The following is a 14,503-nucleotide window of genomic DNA, read 5'->3' on the forward strand; positions in this document are numbered from 1 at the left end:
AGTTTTGACGTGAGATGCCTTTGCTATTTATTACTAAGGGAAGCACCCCATTCGTACGTTTTCAGATACGGATCAGGTTTGACTGGAGCGCCCGAGTTCCACAACTCCTTGAACTGTCCATCTTCCTGCACTTCGCCAATCCGCACCGTTTTGTAGATATGCTGGTTCTCTCCATCCACCGTCACTTTTCCTTCCGGCGCATCGAATTCTAAACCTTTGGCGGCCTCCTTCACCTTTTCAACATCAGTTGATCCAGCTTTCTCCACAGCTGCTTTCCACAGATAAACCGCCACATATCCCGCTTCAATCGGATCGGCCGTCACCCGATCAGCTCCATATTTTTCTTTATATTTCTCTACAAATGTTTTATTTTCAGGAGTATCTGTTGTCTGATAATAGTTCCACGAAGCCAGATGCCCTTTCAGCACATCCGCACCAATCCCTCGGATTTCTTCCTCCGCCACACTTACTGACAGAGTGGTCAACTGCTCCGAAGAGATCCCGGCATCCTTCAATTGTTTGAAAAAGGCGACATTGCTGTCCCCGTTCAGCGTGTTGTATACAATATCCGGCTTGGCAGCCTTGATTTTGCTAATAATCGTACTGTAATCCGTATGCCCCAGCGGTGTATATTCTTCGCCTACCACTTCGCCACCTTCAGCTGCCAGCTGGGCTTTAATGACCTGATTGGCCGTTTTCGGGAACACATAATCTGAACCCAGCAGGTAGAACTTCTTGCCCCTGTTCTCCAGCAACCAGGTTACAGACGGTACGATCTGTTGATTCGTTGTGGCTCCTGTATAAAAAATGTTGGGTGATGATTCCAATCCTTCATATTGCACCGGATAAAACAACAGACCCTTGTTCTGTTCAAACACCGGAAGCATCGCTTTCCTACTCGCAGAGGTCCATCCGCCAAATACAGCGGCTACTTTGTCCTGCTGAAGCAGCTTCCCTGCTTTCTCCGCAAATGTAGGCCAATCGGAAGCGCCGTCCTCGACCACAGGCTCGATCTGTTTACCCAGAACTCCGCCCGCTGCATTGATCTCTTCAATGGCAAGCATCTCCGCATCCTTAACCGACACTTCACTGATCGCCATCGTTCCACTCAGGGAGTGAAGAACACCTACTTTAATCGTATCTCCGGACGAAGCAGGTTCTCCCGTCCCACTGGAACCCGATGCCTCAGGCGGCGAGCCACCTTCCACACACCCTGTCAACGCAATGACTGCACCGAGCAAAACACTCCATAACTTGATCGACCTCTTCTTCAATAGCCTACACTCCCTTTTTTTAGTCTATTGACGAACATTAAGGTCATATACGTCCGAAATGTTCGTTGATCCAAATTATGGAGGGTCACACTCACCGTGTCAATAATGCTTACACAATTTTATTTCTTGCATACTCGTTTCATGCATACTGCTAATATAATTAGAACCATATTGACAAAGGGTCCACCCTGTGTGAGTATATTTAACATATAACATGATCCATGACGATATAGACTATCTAAGGGAAAGGTCGGATTGCCTTGCACTGGACTGAACAGGAAAAGAAAAACTCCTGATTACCGTGGCCGCTAACCTCGCCCGCGAACGCAGAGGACGCGGACTTAAACTGAATGTTCCCGAAGCAATCGCATTATTGACCTCCGAACTTATGGAACGCGCACGCGATGGCATGAGTGTCGCAGAGTTGATGAGATACGGCGGCACGATCCTGACACGTGAAGACTGCATGGATGGTGTGCCCGATATGATCCCTGAGGTACAGGTGGAAGCCACTTTTCCTGACGGAACAAAACTGGTCACGGTCCATGAACCTATACGCTGAGAAAGGCAGGAGAACTCCATGATCCCTGGTGAATATCGCTTAAAACAGGATGATGAGATCGTCTGTCATCCCGATCGCTCAACCGTGCGTCTGATTGTACTGAACCGCGGCGACCGTCCCGTTCAGGTCGGTTCTCACGTTCACTTCTATGAAGTCAATGCTGCGTTGGACTTCGATCGCCCTTCCTCTTTCGGCCACCGCCTGCATATTCCGGCAGGCACTGCTGTCCGGTTTGAACCCGGTGAAGAAAAACCGGTCGAACTCACCACATTTGGCGGCAAACGTCAGATTTATGGATTTAACGGATTAACTGAGGGTTCGGCAGATCAGCCACCTGATCCACAGAAACTGGAAGCATTTCTGAAGGCCTTCGCACCCCCTGTGCAGAACGGAGGGGACCCTATATGAAACGAATGAGCCGGGAACAATACGCGTCCATGTTCGGGCCGACGACCGGGGATGCCGTCAGATTGGCAGATACGGAACTATGGGCGGAGATTGAGCATGATTATGCGGTCTATGGGGATGAAAGCAAATTCGGCGGGGGCAAGGTTATTCGTGATGGAATGGGTCAGTCCACATCTGCCCTTCGCAGTGATGGTACGCCTGATACAGTCATCACCAACGCCGTCATCATTGATCATTGGGGGATTGTAAAAGCAGACATCGGCATCCGCGATGGCCTCATCTGCGCAATCGGCAAATCCGGTAACCCCGATACGATGGACGGAGTTGATCCCGCGCTGGTTATTGGCGCATCGACCGAAATCATTGCCGGAGAAGGCATGATTGTGACCGCGGGAGGTATTGATACCCATATTCATTTTATTTGTCCACAACAGATTCAAACGGCATTATCTTCAGGAGTAACAACCATGATCGGCGGCGGTACAGGACCTGCAACCGGAACTAAAGCCACAACTTGTACACCCGGAGCGTGGCATATCCACCGCATGCTGGAGTCCGCAGAGGCATTTCCCATGAATATCGGTTATCTCGGCAAAGGCAACAGTTCCAGCACCGCCCCATTAATTGAACAGATTGAAGCCGGTGTCATTGGACTGAAGCTGCATGAAGATTGGGGCACAACGCCAAGCGCTATTGATGCCTGTCTGACCGCAGCCGGAGAGCATGATGTTCAAGTAGCCATTCATACCGATACGCTGAACGAGACCGGATTTCTAGAAAATACACTGGCAGCCATTAACGGACGCACGATCCATACCTACCATACGGAAGGTGCTGGCGGCGGACACGCGCCGGATATTATTCGCGCTGCCGGAGAGTCATACGTCATCCCCTCTTCAACCAATCCAACACGTCCTTACACACGCAATACCGTAGAAGAACATCTCGATATGCTGATGGTTTGTCACCATCTGGACCCGTCCATCCCTGAGGATGTTGCCTTTGCTGATTCACGGATTCGTCCCGAAACGATCGCGGCCGAAGACATTTTGCATGATCTTGGTGTATTCAGCATCATCAGTTCGGATTCGCAGGCGATGGGCCGGGTTGGCGAAGTGATTATTCGTACCTGGCAAACCGCCGACAAGATGAAAAAGCAGCGAGGCAAGCTTGAACTGACCTCAGGCTCCCCCTCCGATAACGATCGGATCAAAAGGTATGTTGCCAAATATACGATCAATCCGGCAATTGCTCACGGTATAGGCCATCTCGTCGGTTCCGTAGAGGTAGGCAAGCTCGCAGACCTGATCGTCTGGAACCCGGCCTATTTCGGAGTAAAGCCCGAGATGGTCATCAAGGGCGGCATGATCACCTTTGCCCAGATGGGTGACCCCAACGCCTCGATCCCTACGCCGCAGCCCGTATTCGGTAGACCAATGTTCGGTGCCTACGGCGGCGCAATTGCCAAAGGGTCGATCACTTTTGTCTCCCAAGCCGCAGCAGATGCAGGAATCAAGGAGACATTGGGCTTGAACAAACGCGTAGAACCTGTCAAAGGCTGCCGCTCAGTAAGCAAAAAGGACATGATCCATAACGACGTCACACCCGTCATCGAAGTCGATCCCGAAACCTATGAGGTTCGGGCCGATGGTGAACTCCTCACCTGTGAACCTGCGGATGAATTGCCAATGGCTCAACGCTATTTCATGTTTTGACATCTAATATAAAAAAGCAAAATATAAGTAGAACTGTTCCGCTTACACTTGATCACTCCGCTGGCAGAACAACCTTCCGATCGCTGTTATCCCCAGATTTCTTTGATCCCTTTTGAAAGGGAGAAATCTTGTGATAGCGTATGCTTTCGACGTAGCTTTCTTTTAGAAATCTTTTAGGCGAGCGCTACGCTTCTCCAGGTTTTTTCTGCCCTCTACGTTCTCGTGTAAACCGCTTGTTCATCTTATATTTTTAAAAAATTTATATTAGATTTGGATTGTAATTTACACACATAAGAAGGGGACACGCATGATGATGCACAGCGGCACGAAACTGCTCCGTTATGTTCAACTGCTGGATTCAGCCCTGCCCATTGGCGGGTTCTCCCACTCGTTCGGTCTGGAGGCATACACTCATGATGGCAGGATACGGACCACCGCCCAGCTTGAACAATTCATTCGCGGCCAGCTTCATTCCAGCCTCGTGCGGATCGATGGTCTCGCCATTAAAGGTGTCTACCAAGCCATCGAGCAACAGGACGCCGCCCTTCTGGCCCTTTATGACAAACGCGTACACGCACAGCGGACCCCCAGGGAGCTGCGGGAAAGCGGACACAAGATGGGGAAGCGATTACTCAAGCTCGCGAGGTCACTTTACCCATGGATGGATTTCACACTAATTGATGAAGCCATAAAGGATCATGGTGCCTTTTGCGGCATCACAACGATTCACGGCTACATCAATTATCAACTGGAAATCGGACTGGACGAAGCCGTCACTGGACATCTGTACACCTCTGTTAACGCTTATGTTAATAGTGCTCTGCGCCTTCTACCCATCGGGCAAACCGAGGCACAGATGCTTATTCAGAAACTTTTGAACGATATTGATTCAGAATGGTCTCAAATCCGGGATAACGACCCGGAAGATATGCACAGCTTCGGTATTGCCCAGGAAATCTATGCCATGAGGCATGAGAGTCTGCCAGCCCGTCTATTCATGTCCTGACTATATTTAATTCAAAACCAAGGAGGAATTTGTTATGTGTGGAGGAGCTAATCATACGCATCATGCAGGATGGGAACGTAAGGTATTTGATCGGAGTCGCCCGATGCGAATCGGAATCGGCGGACCGGTAGGTTCAGGAAAAACAGCCCTCGTGGAGAAGCTGTCCAAGGCATTGCGCACACGCTACAGCCTGGCCGTTATTACCAATGATATTTACACGAAAGAGGATGCCGAGATTTTGCTGCGTCAGAACGCGCTCGCACCGGAACGTATTATCGGTGTAGAAACAGGGGGCTGTCCGCATACCGCTATTCGAGAGGATGCCTCAATGAATTTCGAAGCCGTTGATGAATTGATTGAACGCTTTCCTGACCTGCAGCTGATCTTTATCGAAAGCGGTGGCGACAACCTCTCTGCTGCATTTAGCCCGGAACTGGCGGACGTATTCATTTATATTATTGACGTGGCTCAGGGTGAAAAACTGCCTCGCAAAGGCGGTCCGGGTATCACACGCTCAGACCTGCTGCTGATTAACAAGACCGACCTTGCTCCTTATGTTGGCGCAAGTCTGCAAGTGATGAAGGATGATACCGAACGGGTACGTGAAGGAAGGCCATATGTGATGTCAAACCTGATGAGCGGTGAAGGGGTATCCGAAATTGTCCATTGGCTTGAACATCAATATATGGATGACGATGCTTCCGCTGCGCATCTGCATACGCACACCCATGAGCACGGTACGACACACAGCCACTAATTCATCCTCCTCTCTACATGGAGTTGAACACGGACTGAATTGCAGTGCCGGAGAGGCCGTGATACGCCGCAGCGAGCTTCGGGCCACTTTCGTTCTTCAAGGCGGGCGCACCGTCATGACTGATCGGTATTATAGCGCCCCTCTCCGGTTCAGTCGATCCTTTCGACCTCCGGGTGGCGGAGATGAATTATGTATATACACTTCAGACGTCTCTCCAGGCGTGCTGAACGGTGATCATTATCGATCCGAGTGGCAGTTGTGCCAGAACACTCACGTAATGCTAAGCAGCACATCAGCCACGAGGCTTCATCCCACACCTACTGTTCCGTCATCTGTGAACCATCACTTCCGACTGGAACAAGGAGCGGTGCTGGAGTACTTTCCTGAATGTGTTATTCCGTTTAAAGGCAGCTCATCCTCACTCACCACGACCTTCGAGCTGGGTGAACAAGCAGTACTTGCGTATGCGGATATCTGGTCCGCTGGGCGAATTCATCGAGGGGAAGCCTTTCAGTTCAAGCGATATCGCAGTCTGACAGAAATTTGGCAAGGGAAGCAATTGGCCGTCTGGGATCGCTTTGGGCTCGAACCAGAATCCGATGATCCGAAATCATCCGCAGCGTTGTTAGACTACACCCACACTGCGGCTTTATGGATGATTGCCCCTGGTTTGGGTGCAGCACAGCTGGAGTCCGTACGGTCCATTCTTCCCCAGATGGTCGCATGCTTGCCGGGGCCAGCTTGCTCGCTACAGGCGGGATTGGTGTTCGTTTGCTCGGAATGGCAGCCTGGGAACTTCAGGAGCAGTGCCTACAGATTTGGAACACTCTTCGACCCGATCTTTTGGGCAAAGAAATGCTGGCTTTCCGCAAATAACGGTTTTAATTCGGTCCGATGAGCCATTCGAAAACTCATAATGACACTGTTCTAAAAAACCAAAAACCTCTGGACAGCTTACCGAATGGATTCGGATCTGTTCAGAGGTTTTAAGCTTATCCGAGCTAGCCGATCACATCGCAATTGGAGCTATATCGTGCCATCGTCTTCGGGCGTATCTACTCTCTTGTAGCGAAAGTCATCTGAATCTTTGCCTTCCTTGGATTTGCGGTAACGGGTAAATTCAATATATTCACTGATAAAAGACTGTTCCACAGTCGATAATTCGCTTTCCTGGCAATCTAATTGCCGTAACACGCCAAAAAAATAATCCTCCCGTTTTTCCCGCACCATCGCCTCCTTGGATGGACGGCCAATCATGAGCCAGTCCAGGCTCACATTAAAAAACGCAGCAATTTCAATGAGTTTATTCGTACTCGGGACAGATTTGCCTCGTTTCCAGTCACCCAGATTACCTGTGCTAATCTTCAGTTGTTTACAGAACTCTTTCTTGGTCATCCCTCGCTCGGCAATTAGATGTTCAATTCGCTCATAGATCGACTGCATACAGAACTTCCTCCTATCCGAATCACTTAAAAATTTTACGTCTCTCCAATTCATTGCCGAACAAATGATCAAACCCAATTATGGCATTATATTACATAAAAATTGTAATGAAGAGAAGTGCTTAATCTTTCCGGTGCACCGATTCATCCGCTACCGGCTTATCTTCTCCATTGTAACGAAAGTCGCCTGAATTTTTGCTTTCCTTGGATTTGCGATAACGGGTAAACTCAATATATTCACTGATAAAAGACTGTTCCACAGTCGATAATTCGCTTTCTTGGCAATTCAATTGCCGCAACACGTCAAAAAAATAATCCTCCCGTTTTTCCCGCACCATCGCCTCCTTGGATGGAGCGGCCAATCATGAGCCAGTCCAGGCTCACATCAAAAAACGAAGCAATCTCGATTAGTTTATTCGTACTCGGAATAGATTTACCGCGTTTCCAGTCACCCAGATTGCCCGTGCTGATCTTCAGCTGTTGGCAGAAAGCCTTCTTGGTCATTCCTCGTTCGGCAATCAGGTGTTCAATTCGCTCATAGATCGACTGCATACAGAACCGCCTTCCAACCGTAATAATCAATACATGTACCTAAATTATACCACAACCTTCCTGAATCCTCAGCCTTTTAATCCCAGGAATACGTTCTGGTATTTCTCATAACACAAAGATAGACTCCCATGAATAATCATGAGAGTCTATCTTATAACGTCTGTTGCTGTGATGCGGTCGAGAGGACTCGAACCTCCACGGGTATACACCCACTACCCCCTCAAGATAGCGTGTCTGCCATTCCACCACGACCGCATATTTAATTGTAAAAATGGTGAGCCATGAAGGGCTCGAACCTTCGACACCCTGATTAAAAGTCAGGTGCTCTACCAACTGAGCTAATGGCTCTTGCTGTAACTTCACCGGATGTGCCATGCGTAACTCTTTTGTTCAGGAGCTATGACTTTATGAGGATTCCTCATCAGGATTGTACATCCCTGAGGTGGTGAAGATAATGACCCGTAGGGATTCGAACCCCTGTTACCTCCGTGAAAGGGAGGTGTCTTAACCCCTTGACCAACGGGCCTTATTAACAAGTTGTCTTTCTTGGCGACAAGAATGAGTATATCACAGGCTAAATAAAATGTGCAACACTTTTTTTTGATTTTTTTATCCTCTCCTTTTTACCCCTCTTCATGAGCTTAAGAGCCTACTCACTCCAAAATCTCTTTCACATATTTATCACCGTAATCATCGTAATTTGTAAAATTAATATCAAAAAACTTAAATACACTTACATTCACTTATAATATTGCAAATATCATTATTAGTACTTATAATTAACCTATCAGTTATAAACACGGTCAGCTACGTATAAGGAGGCGGCACGTTTGTTTCAGGAAGAACGAATGCAGCTGATTATTGAGCACTTACGTAAACACAATCGCATTTCAGCTGAGGATATTGTATCCCTGTTTGACGTTTCCCGGGACACGGCTCGAAGGGATCTGATCAAGCTCGAAGAACAGGATGCCATCATCCGAACACGCGGCGGTGCAATTCTCCCCGTTCCACCAGTTGAGCACCGATCTTATAAAGATCGTCTGCTCCACATTTCCGATGAAAAAAGAGCTATTGGCAAACTAGCCGCTGCGATCGTCCGCCAAGGCGAACACATTATTCTGGATTCTTCCACTACAGTGCAGACTTGTGCCGAAAATCTGAACGGCAAATCCTGTACCGTCATTACCAATTCCATTTACTCAGCTGAACTTCTCTCCAATCATACGGCTGTCGAGATACGTTTGCTTGGCGGTAAAGTCGATAAAGAGCAGCGTTATGTCTATGGCACTTCCGTAATCGAAACTCTTTCCCACTATTATGTAGACAAAGCATTTATCGGCATTGGCGGAATTACGATGGACGGCTTCAGCGCTTCCGAAGAAGAAGGAAAGATCAAGCACAAAATGATGCAAGCTGCGAAACAGGTTATTGTACTCGCTGACCATTCCAAGTTTGATAAGCGTTATGGTTATCGTTTTGCGGACTGGTCACTCGTTGATATGTTAATTACAGATCAATGGCCTTCCCAGGATTGGCGAACCTTTTTGACCGAACAGCAAGTGGAGATTCTCATCCCTGAACCTACAATTGAAAAGGAGTTGTAACATATGAAATTATTTGCTACCGATTTAGATGGAACCCTATTGAACAGAGACAGTCAGATCAGCCCGGAAAACGCAGCTGCAATCCATAAGGCGCAACAAGAAGGATTGAAGGTTACGATCGCTACAGGACGGGTTTATTCCGACGTATTAATGATAAGCAGCGAAGGCGGAATTAACACACCAGTCATCGGCTCCAACGGAGCTACCATCCATGATGCCAACGGTAAGCGCCTGTTCCATCTTCCACTTGAGCGTGAAACGGCCGCATCCGTCATGCAGTGGCTGGAAGATCATCATTGCTACTACGAGGCCTCCACACAACAGGGAATCTACGCCCCTATAAGCAGTCATGAGGCGATGCTCGCTGAAATGGATCGCATTCTGGGTTCGAGTCCAGGGAGGATATTGAACGCCTCATTCGAGCTGTTAAGAAGCACTATGACAAGAAAGATTACCATCGCGTTAATTCCCATCAAGAAATCCCTTCCGAAGCTTTTATTTACAATATTATGGCCTTTTCATTGGACCCCGCTCAATTGCAGCAGGGACGCGAATACTTTGCTTCTCGCTCCGATGTAGCCATGGTGGTATCCTCTGAACACAACTTCGAAATGCAGCATCCTGATGTATCCAAAGGTAATGCCTTAACCAAACTGGCTGCGCATTTGAACATCTCCATGGAAGATACAGCTGCCATTGGTGATAATTTCAACGATGTATCCATGCTAAAAATGGCAGGACTCGGTATTGCCATGGGCAATGCTGAACCGGAGATTAAGGCGCTTGCCAAAGCTGTGTCGTTGACTAATGTAGAGCATGGTGTCGCACATGCCATTCATTGTGTTCTTGAAGGCACGCCTGTTTCCCAGCCGGAGTCCGTCATTGAAGGCGGTCAGTAATCGTTTTTCGTCATGTTCGGTACGAGGAGCTAGCGATCTAGCGATGGCCTGGCTCACCTCATATCAACGGATCGAACGTGAGGCACATCCTGCAATAAAATAATCAATTGCTCGGCCCGATATGAACCGGGCAGTTGCAGAGTGAATTCAAGCACTGTCTCCTCTCCGGAGTCTGTGCTTGTTTGCTGTTCTGTTTTGAATCCGATTACCGAGATTTTTTCCTGTCCCAGCAAAGCCAAAACGGTTTTGAGGGTGTCCCCTTCCTTTAGCAGTCGAATGGTCAACGTCTCTGTTCTCGCGGATACCAACCAGCGTGTCGGCCGATGCAGCAGCATCTGGGCCAGAACAATAAGCAGCGTTACCCCCGCACCTGTCCAATACAATCCCGAACCAACAGCCAGTCCCATTCCTGCAGTCGCCCAAATTCCCGCCGCTGTCGTCAATCCTCGGACCGTATGACGCTGTGTGAAGATCATCCCGGCTCCAATGAAGCCGACCCCACTGACCACCTGTGCTGCAATCCTGGATGGGTCAAGCGAGAGATTCACCCAGCCTGCCTGATCCTGAAAGCCATACTTGGATACAATCATCATTAATGCTGCACCCACAGCAACAACAAAGTGAGTACGTATTCCCGCTTCCTTCATTCGGTTCTTGCGCTCATATCCGATCAACACGCCGCATATGCCAGCTATGAGTACACGCATCAAGTATTCCGTTTCCATGCTCATCACCTCTCTTATGTATATGCTTACATGTATCTTTCTTTACTATTTACCCAATCCTTGACTAATAAAATAGCCGCACTTATACATTCACCGGACGAACTCCTAAATAATTCTCAATGTAGGCCGAAAGAAGCGGTGCCCCAACTGGCCCCACTTCGTATATTTTGTATCACTTATGGATTGCGTATGCTAATTTAGTATCCTAATACATCACTTCTCTGCCCGAAAGCTCTCCCCATGCCGCTCTCCAAGTCCATAATAATGTCGGAAATTATAAATTAAAGGATTCCATTTCTCTGGGTTAATCTTGTTCAAATCTGATAGCAGGCGGTGATGAGCATGTACCTTCAACGCTTTTACCTCCACAATCGCCATGAATGGCGTGTGTTCGGGAATACGTATGTGTTGTACCGCGGCTTCAATCTGGAGTGGACACTCCGCTATTTTATTCGGCTCAACCAGAACTGAATTTTGAGGTGTCAGTCCAGAAGCAGCAAATTTATCATCACAAAATTCAAACCCCATACTTCTTTTCTCTTCAGGAACGGGATATTTCCCCGTATAACGTCCCAGTATCTCAACCTGCTCCCAGATGGATGCATCGGGCAAATTAATTACACATTCAGGGCGTCGGTTCAGGTTCTCAAAGGCTTTGCCCTGAATACCGATTCCAAGTACCAAGCAGTCGCCGAGTGCCCAGGATGAGGAAAGTGGAGATAGATTTGTTGTCCCCTCTTCGTTTAACGTGCTCAGTAACAATACAGGTGTGCCATAGTACAAAATACTTGGAGTTATCACCTCATGCTGCATCAACTCTCGGTTTGAGCCTCGGTGACTCTCTGGTTCAGGACCTTCTTTCGTTATGTCATTTGTATACATTGCTTCTTCCTCCATTCTTCAATCCATCCAATGGGTGTCGTGGATCGTCATTCATACACATTGAATTGTAATACACCAATAGTTCAGGTATCATCGAAGTATGAATGCATATCCGAATATATCCGCTGTTGCGTCGTTAGTTGCAGATCCCAGTCGTGCTAATTTTTTGGAAGCTTTGTTGGATGGTCGTGCACTTCCTGCAGGCGAACTTGCTTACATGGCGGGTGTTACCCCCAAACGGCAAGCAGTCATCTCGCGAAGCTGGTCGAAGGCGGGCTGCTCGTCGTTGAACAGCAAGGAAGACATCGATACTATCGACTTGCAGGCAAGGAGGTTGCTTTTCTGATTGAGACAATGGGTAGTATCGCTGCACCAGTTCAAGTGAGGTCCCTCAAACAATCTGATCAGCTTCAACATTTGAGCTTTGCTCGAACCTGTTATGGGCATCTGGCCGGAAAATTGGGGATATCGTTGTGCGAAGCTTTATTGCGGGATGGTTATCTCGAAGAACCTGAGGATGAGCAGGCCAAGGATTACCACATTACAGAGAAAGGAATTCAATGGTTCACTTCTTTTGGCATCATACTTGAAGTTAAAGCCGGATCGCGTCGCGCTATGGCTCGCAAATGTCTGGACTGGAGTGAACATCGTCATCATATCTCCGGTGTATTGGGAGACGAACTCGGGCGCCGCTTGTCTGAACTGGATTGGACCCGTCAGAAGGCAGGCAGCCGTTCGGTTGAAGTCACGGAAGCCGGCAAGAAGGGTTTGTACGAGGTATTAGGCATTTCATTGTAGGGTGGCAATTAGGCATTCGTGTACATTAGTAAAATGACGATACATCAAAAATCCCCTTCTCACAAACCGTTGATGGTTCTTGAGAAGGGGGATTATGTTTTGTTCAGAACGGAGAGAGAGGGATACTCTCACTTCATTCGAGACTGCGATGTATTCCTTACGAAGCGTATGCTTCGACGAACCTTTAGGGTTCTCATCCCTTATACAGAGAAGTAAATCAGAACGGAGAGAGGGATTCGAACCCTCGCACCGCTTACGCAGTCTAACCCCTTAGCAGAGGGTCCCCTTATAGCCACTTGGGTATCTCTCCAAGAATGGCTCCCGAACAGGGCTCGAACCTGTGACAACTCGATTAACAGTCGAGTGCTCTACCAACTGAGCTATCAGGGAATATTGATCTTGAATATCCTAAATTTATCATGATTAATATTCCAAGTCAACATGCCTCCGATGACTTTCTTAATAAGCTTTAGATACTCTGAATTCCTAACTTGCCCGCACATCGACCACAGCGATACCTCTTCGGATCCACTTTGCGTTTACGCAAATATTCCGTGCCACAGCTCTTGCACACCAGCTTGTAACGGTACGGTAGTGGCTTTCTGCCCTTTCCATCCGGAAGGGACTGACAGAACCTCGAACCGCCCACCTTCTGCAACAAGGCTTTGAATTCCGGGTCCCGGTGTTGGTAGCCGCGTCCACGGATGTGCAGATGATAGTGACACAGCTCATGCTTGATGATTTTCTCAACCTCTTCCCGCCCATAGGCTTCGAGCTGATGAGGATTAATCTCTATTCGGTGACTTTTGAGCATATAACGCCCACCAGTCGTGGTCAGACGATGGTTAAACAGCGCCTCGTGAGTGAACGGAACCCCGAAATGATCCAGCGACACCTGCTCAATCCATTGCTGCAATTCCTCATTTTCCATCGGTTTTCCCTCCTTTCATTCCCCTTGGGCCGTTTGTTTTTCCGCCATAATACTTGAATTTTAACCGTTTCGTAGGCTACACTGTCAAGTAGAATGTATGAGGGGAGATTATTACTCGTTATGCCTACAATGCGCTACGTCATCCTGCAGCAGGAACAGCACTTGCAGTTTGTGGAAATGCCCGCCGATTACGCTTACCAACTCAGTGCGCTCAACCTGCGCCTGCACAAAGAAATTGACAAACTTACCGCAGCAGATGTACCTGTTCTGCCTTGGGCAATCGCTGAATGTGACAATCTTGACCTTCTGGACGAGCAACTCTCCATTATTGGAGGCCTTGATTATATCAATGCCCTTGAACAAAGCTTCGCAACACTTAGAGAGAGTGAATATCCTCTGATTTCCCTGCTCACTGAAATCCGGGCGCTTCAGGCTCAATTAGAGCAATGGTATGAAGAAGAGATGGAATCACTCTAATCCACTTATAGACTTATTTTTCATGCAGGATGGAACCAAAAGCGCATCTCCTAAAAGCGGGAGTTGTGCTTTTTTTTCGCCCTATAATCCATATCCGTATAGAAATTGAATTTTCCGTGTTCCTCACTGGTTAATCCGCACAGTCCAGGCTATTGCCACATATGCTAACGTACAGATGAATTATGCAAGAGGAGGAGATACCCTTGCCTCAATGGCTTTGCAATCAACTGATGCGTGCATTTCATAAAAAGGACAGCAGACAGATCAAGCTGCTGAACGAATGTTGGTTCTTTTACCGAAACAAACCGACAAGTGGCACCCCGCGCAGCGCGGACAGCGAACTTTAAGCATCTGACACCACTCTCTTTCGTCCACTTCAAGCTCTCACTTCTTTCATAAAATCCCTTCGAAGAATACAGTACGGGCAATAGTAGTATTATAGCTGACAACAAACAGCCTTCCCCTTAC

General features: G+C 48.0%; 16 protein-coding genes, 5 tRNA genes and 2 pseudogenes. 12 read left to right on the plus strand and 11 right to left on the minus strand.

The window, feature by feature from the left end; all coding sequences use genetic code 11:
• Positions 1 to 23 precede the first annotated feature (23 nt).
• Positions 24 to 1,274, minus strand: coding sequence for an urea ABC transporter substrate-binding protein (gene urtA, locus ACTWJ7_RS27935; protein WP_301879618.1), 1,251 nt, complete (start codon positions 1,272 to 1,274; stop codon positions 24 to 26).
• Between the two features lie 292 nt (positions 1,275 to 1,566).
• Between urtA and ACTWJ7_RS27940 the strand changes: the two genes are divergently transcribed.
• From ACTWJ7_RS27940 to ACTWJ7_RS27965, 6 genes are all read left to right on the plus strand, one after another.
• Positions 1,567 to 1,836, plus strand: a complete 270-nt coding sequence (locus ACTWJ7_RS27940; RefSeq protein ID WP_443146431.1) for an urease subunit gamma — start codon at positions 1,567 to 1,569, stop codon at positions 1,834 to 1,836.
• 18 nt (positions 1,837 to 1,854) lie between these two features.
• Complete coding sequence (locus ACTWJ7_RS27945; RefSeq protein ID WP_301879619.1) at positions 1,855 to 2,244, plus strand: urease subunit beta; 390 nt, start codon at positions 1,855 to 1,857, stop codon at positions 2,242 to 2,244.
• Positions 2,241 to 3,959 carry an urease subunit alpha gene (ureC, locus tag ACTWJ7_RS27950; RefSeq protein ID WP_285075146.1) on the plus strand — a complete coding sequence of 573 codons (1,719 nt, stop codon included), beginning with the start codon at positions 2,241 to 2,243 and terminating at the stop codon, positions 3,957 to 3,959. The genes ACTWJ7_RS27945 and ureC overlap by 4 nt, the downstream gene beginning before the upstream one ends.
• A gap of 307 nt (positions 3,960 to 4,266) precedes the next feature.
• A complete protein-coding gene (locus tag ACTWJ7_RS27955; RefSeq protein WP_024630700.1) occupies positions 4,267 to 4,965 on the plus strand; it encodes an urease accessory protein UreF in 699 nt (232 codons plus the stop codon).
• 34 nt (positions 4,966 to 4,999) lie between these two features.
• A complete protein-coding gene (gene ureG / locus ACTWJ7_RS27960; RefSeq protein ID WP_024630701.1) occupies positions 5,000 to 5,722 on the plus strand; it encodes an urease accessory protein UreG in 723 nt (240 codons plus the stop codon).
• A 115-nt stretch (positions 5,723 to 5,837) separates the two neighbouring features.
• Complete coding sequence (locus ACTWJ7_RS27965; protein WP_443146060.1) at positions 5,838 to 6,620, plus strand: urease accessory protein UreD; 783 nt, start codon at positions 5,838 to 5,840, stop codon at positions 6,618 to 6,620.
• A 128-nt stretch (positions 6,621 to 6,748) separates the two neighbouring features.
• Here ACTWJ7_RS27965 and ACTWJ7_RS27970 read toward each other — a convergent pair whose 3' ends face one another.
• The 5 genes and pseudogenes from ACTWJ7_RS27970 to ACTWJ7_RS27990 form a co-directional block, all read right to left on the minus strand.
• On the minus strand, positions 6,749 to 7,165 hold the full coding sequence (locus ACTWJ7_RS27970) for a helix-turn-helix domain-containing protein (protein ID WP_079350826.1): 417 nt from the start codon (positions 7,163 to 7,165) through the stop codon (positions 6,749 to 6,751).
• Between the two features lie 121 nt (positions 7,166 to 7,286).
• Positions 7,287 to 7,716: pseudogene (locus ACTWJ7_RS27975) on the minus strand (helix-turn-helix domain-containing protein).
• A 172-nt stretch (positions 7,717 to 7,888) separates the two neighbouring features.
• A tRNA-Leu gene (locus ACTWJ7_RS27980) sits at positions 7,889 to 7,971 on the minus strand.
• A gap of 17 nt (positions 7,972 to 7,988) precedes the next feature.
• Positions 7,989 to 8,064, minus strand: a tRNA-Lys gene (locus ACTWJ7_RS27985).
• Between the two features lie 107 nt (positions 8,065 to 8,171).
• A tRNA-Glu gene (locus tag ACTWJ7_RS27990) sits at positions 8,172 to 8,242 on the minus strand.
• A gap of 304 nt (positions 8,243 to 8,546) precedes the next feature.
• On the opposite strand from ACTWJ7_RS27990, the gene ACTWJ7_RS27995 reads away from it, so the two are divergent.
• From ACTWJ7_RS27995 to ACTWJ7_RS28005, 3 genes are read left to right on the plus strand one after another with little or no spacing between them, the layout of a single operon-like run.
• Complete coding sequence (locus tag ACTWJ7_RS27995; protein ID WP_024630705.1) at positions 8,547 to 9,323, plus strand: DeoR/GlpR family DNA-binding transcription regulator; 777 nt, start codon at positions 8,547 to 8,549, stop codon at positions 9,321 to 9,323.
• A 3-nt stretch (positions 9,324 to 9,326) separates the two neighbouring features.
• Positions 9,327 to 9,902 (plus strand): HAD family hydrolase, encoded by a 576-nt coding sequence (locus tag ACTWJ7_RS28000; RefSeq protein WP_443146061.1) that lies wholly within the window; start codon positions 9,327 to 9,329, stop codon positions 9,900 to 9,902.
• Positions 9,803 to 10,222 carry an HAD-IIB family hydrolase gene (locus ACTWJ7_RS28005; protein ID WP_443146432.1) on the plus strand — a complete coding sequence of 140 codons (420 nt, stop codon included), beginning with the start codon at positions 9,803 to 9,805 and terminating at the stop codon, positions 10,220 to 10,222. The genes ACTWJ7_RS28000 and ACTWJ7_RS28005 overlap by 100 nt, the downstream gene beginning before the upstream one ends.
• A 53-nt stretch (positions 10,223 to 10,275) precedes the next feature.
• On the opposite strand, the gene ACTWJ7_RS28010 is transcribed toward ACTWJ7_RS28005, so the two are convergent.
• A complete protein-coding gene (locus tag ACTWJ7_RS28010; RefSeq protein WP_079350829.1) occupies positions 10,276 to 10,947 on the minus strand; it encodes an MgtC/SapB family protein in 672 nt (223 codons plus the stop codon).
• A 213-nt stretch (positions 10,948 to 11,160) separates the two neighbouring features.
• The gene (locus ACTWJ7_RS28015; RefSeq protein WP_301879795.1) at positions 11,161 to 11,760 is read right to left on the minus strand and encodes a flavin reductase family protein; all 600 of its coding nucleotides are present in this window, start codon (positions 11,758 to 11,760) and stop codon (positions 11,161 to 11,163) included.
• Positions 11,761 to 11,929: 169 nt separating this feature from the next.
• Between ACTWJ7_RS28015 and ACTWJ7_RS28020 the strand changes: the two are divergent.
• Positions 11,930 to 12,627, plus strand: a pseudogene (locus ACTWJ7_RS28020) (ArsR/SmtB family transcription factor).
• A 223-nt stretch (positions 12,628 to 12,850) separates the two neighbouring features.
• On the opposite strand, the gene ACTWJ7_RS28025 reads toward ACTWJ7_RS28020, so the two are convergent.
• From ACTWJ7_RS28025 to ACTWJ7_RS28035, 3 genes are all read right to left on the minus strand, one after another.
• Positions 12,851 to 12,937 (minus strand) — tRNA-Ser (locus ACTWJ7_RS28025).
• A gap of 5 nt (positions 12,938 to 12,942) precedes the next feature.
• Positions 12,943 to 13,017: transfer RNA gene (locus ACTWJ7_RS28030), tRNA-Asn, on the minus strand.
• Positions 13,018 to 13,096: 79 nt separating this feature from the next.
• Entirely contained in the window at positions 13,097 to 13,558 is a 462-nt protein-coding gene (locus ACTWJ7_RS28035; RefSeq protein WP_079350831.1) for a SprT family protein, read from the minus strand.
• Between the two features lie 120 nt (positions 13,559 to 13,678).
• On the opposite strand from ACTWJ7_RS28035, the gene ACTWJ7_RS28040 reads away from it, so the two are divergent.
• Both ACTWJ7_RS28040 and cmpA read left to right on the plus strand, forming a co-directional pair.
• Positions 13,679 to 14,035, plus strand: coding sequence for a hydrolase/acyltransferase (locus ACTWJ7_RS28040; protein WP_301879623.1), 357 nt, complete (start codon positions 13,679 to 13,681; stop codon positions 14,033 to 14,035).
• Positions 14,036 to 14,238: 203 nt separating this feature from the next.
• Complete coding sequence (cmpA, locus tag ACTWJ7_RS28045) at positions 14,239 to 14,382, plus strand: cortex morphogenetic protein CmpA (RefSeq protein ID WP_090808144.1); 144 nt, start codon at positions 14,239 to 14,241, stop codon at positions 14,380 to 14,382.
• The last annotated feature ends 121 nt before the right edge of the window (positions 14,383 to 14,503 follow it).

Origin of the sequence: Paenibacillus sp. 1A_MP2 (genome assembly GCF_052244825.1) — a bacterium.
Taxonomy (GTDB): domain Bacteria; phylum Bacillota; class Bacilli; order Paenibacillales; family Paenibacillaceae; genus Paenibacillus; species Paenibacillus vandeheii.

Excerpts from the sequence above, each read along its gene's own strand:
- ureG (WP_024630701.1), top strand. The coding sequence starts at position 5,000 with ATGTGTGGAGGAGCTAATCATACGCATCATGCAGGATGGGAACGTAAG.
- ACTWJ7_RS28015 (WP_301879795.1), bottom strand. The coding sequence starts at position 11,760 with ATGCAGCATGAGGTGATAACTCCAAGTATTTTGTACTATGGCACACCT.
- ACTWJ7_RS28035 (WP_079350831.1), bottom strand. The coding sequence starts at position 13,558 with ATGGAAAATGAGGAATTGCAGCAATGGATTGAGCAGGTGTCGCTGGAT.
- ACTWJ7_RS27965 (WP_443146060.1), top strand. The coding sequence starts at position 5,838 with ATGACTGATCGGTATTATAGCGCCCCTCTCCGGTTCAGTCGATCCTTT.
- ACTWJ7_RS28000 (WP_443146061.1), top strand. The coding sequence starts at position 9,327 with ATGAAATTATTTGCTACCGATTTAGATGGAACCCTATTGAACAGAGAC.
- ACTWJ7_RS27945 (WP_301879619.1), top strand. The coding sequence starts at position 1,855 with ATGATCCCTGGTGAATATCGCTTAAAACAGGATGATGAGATCGTCTGT.
- ureC (WP_285075146.1), top strand. The coding sequence starts at position 2,241 with ATGAAACGAATGAGCCGGGAACAATACGCGTCCATGTTCGGGCCGACG.
- ACTWJ7_RS28040 (WP_301879623.1), top strand. The coding sequence starts at position 13,679 with ATGCCTACAATGCGCTACGTCATCCTGCAGCAGGAACAGCACTTGCAG.
- ACTWJ7_RS27955 (WP_024630700.1), top strand. The coding sequence starts at position 4,267 with ATGATGATGCACAGCGGCACGAAACTGCTCCGTTATGTTCAACTGCTG.
- ACTWJ7_RS28010 (WP_079350829.1), bottom strand. The coding sequence starts at position 10,947 with ATGGAAACGGAATACTTGATGCGTGTACTCATAGCTGGCATATGCGGC.
- ACTWJ7_RS27970 (WP_079350826.1), bottom strand. The coding sequence starts at position 7,165 with ATGCAGTCGATCTATGAGCGAATTGAACATCTAATTGCCGAGCGAGGG.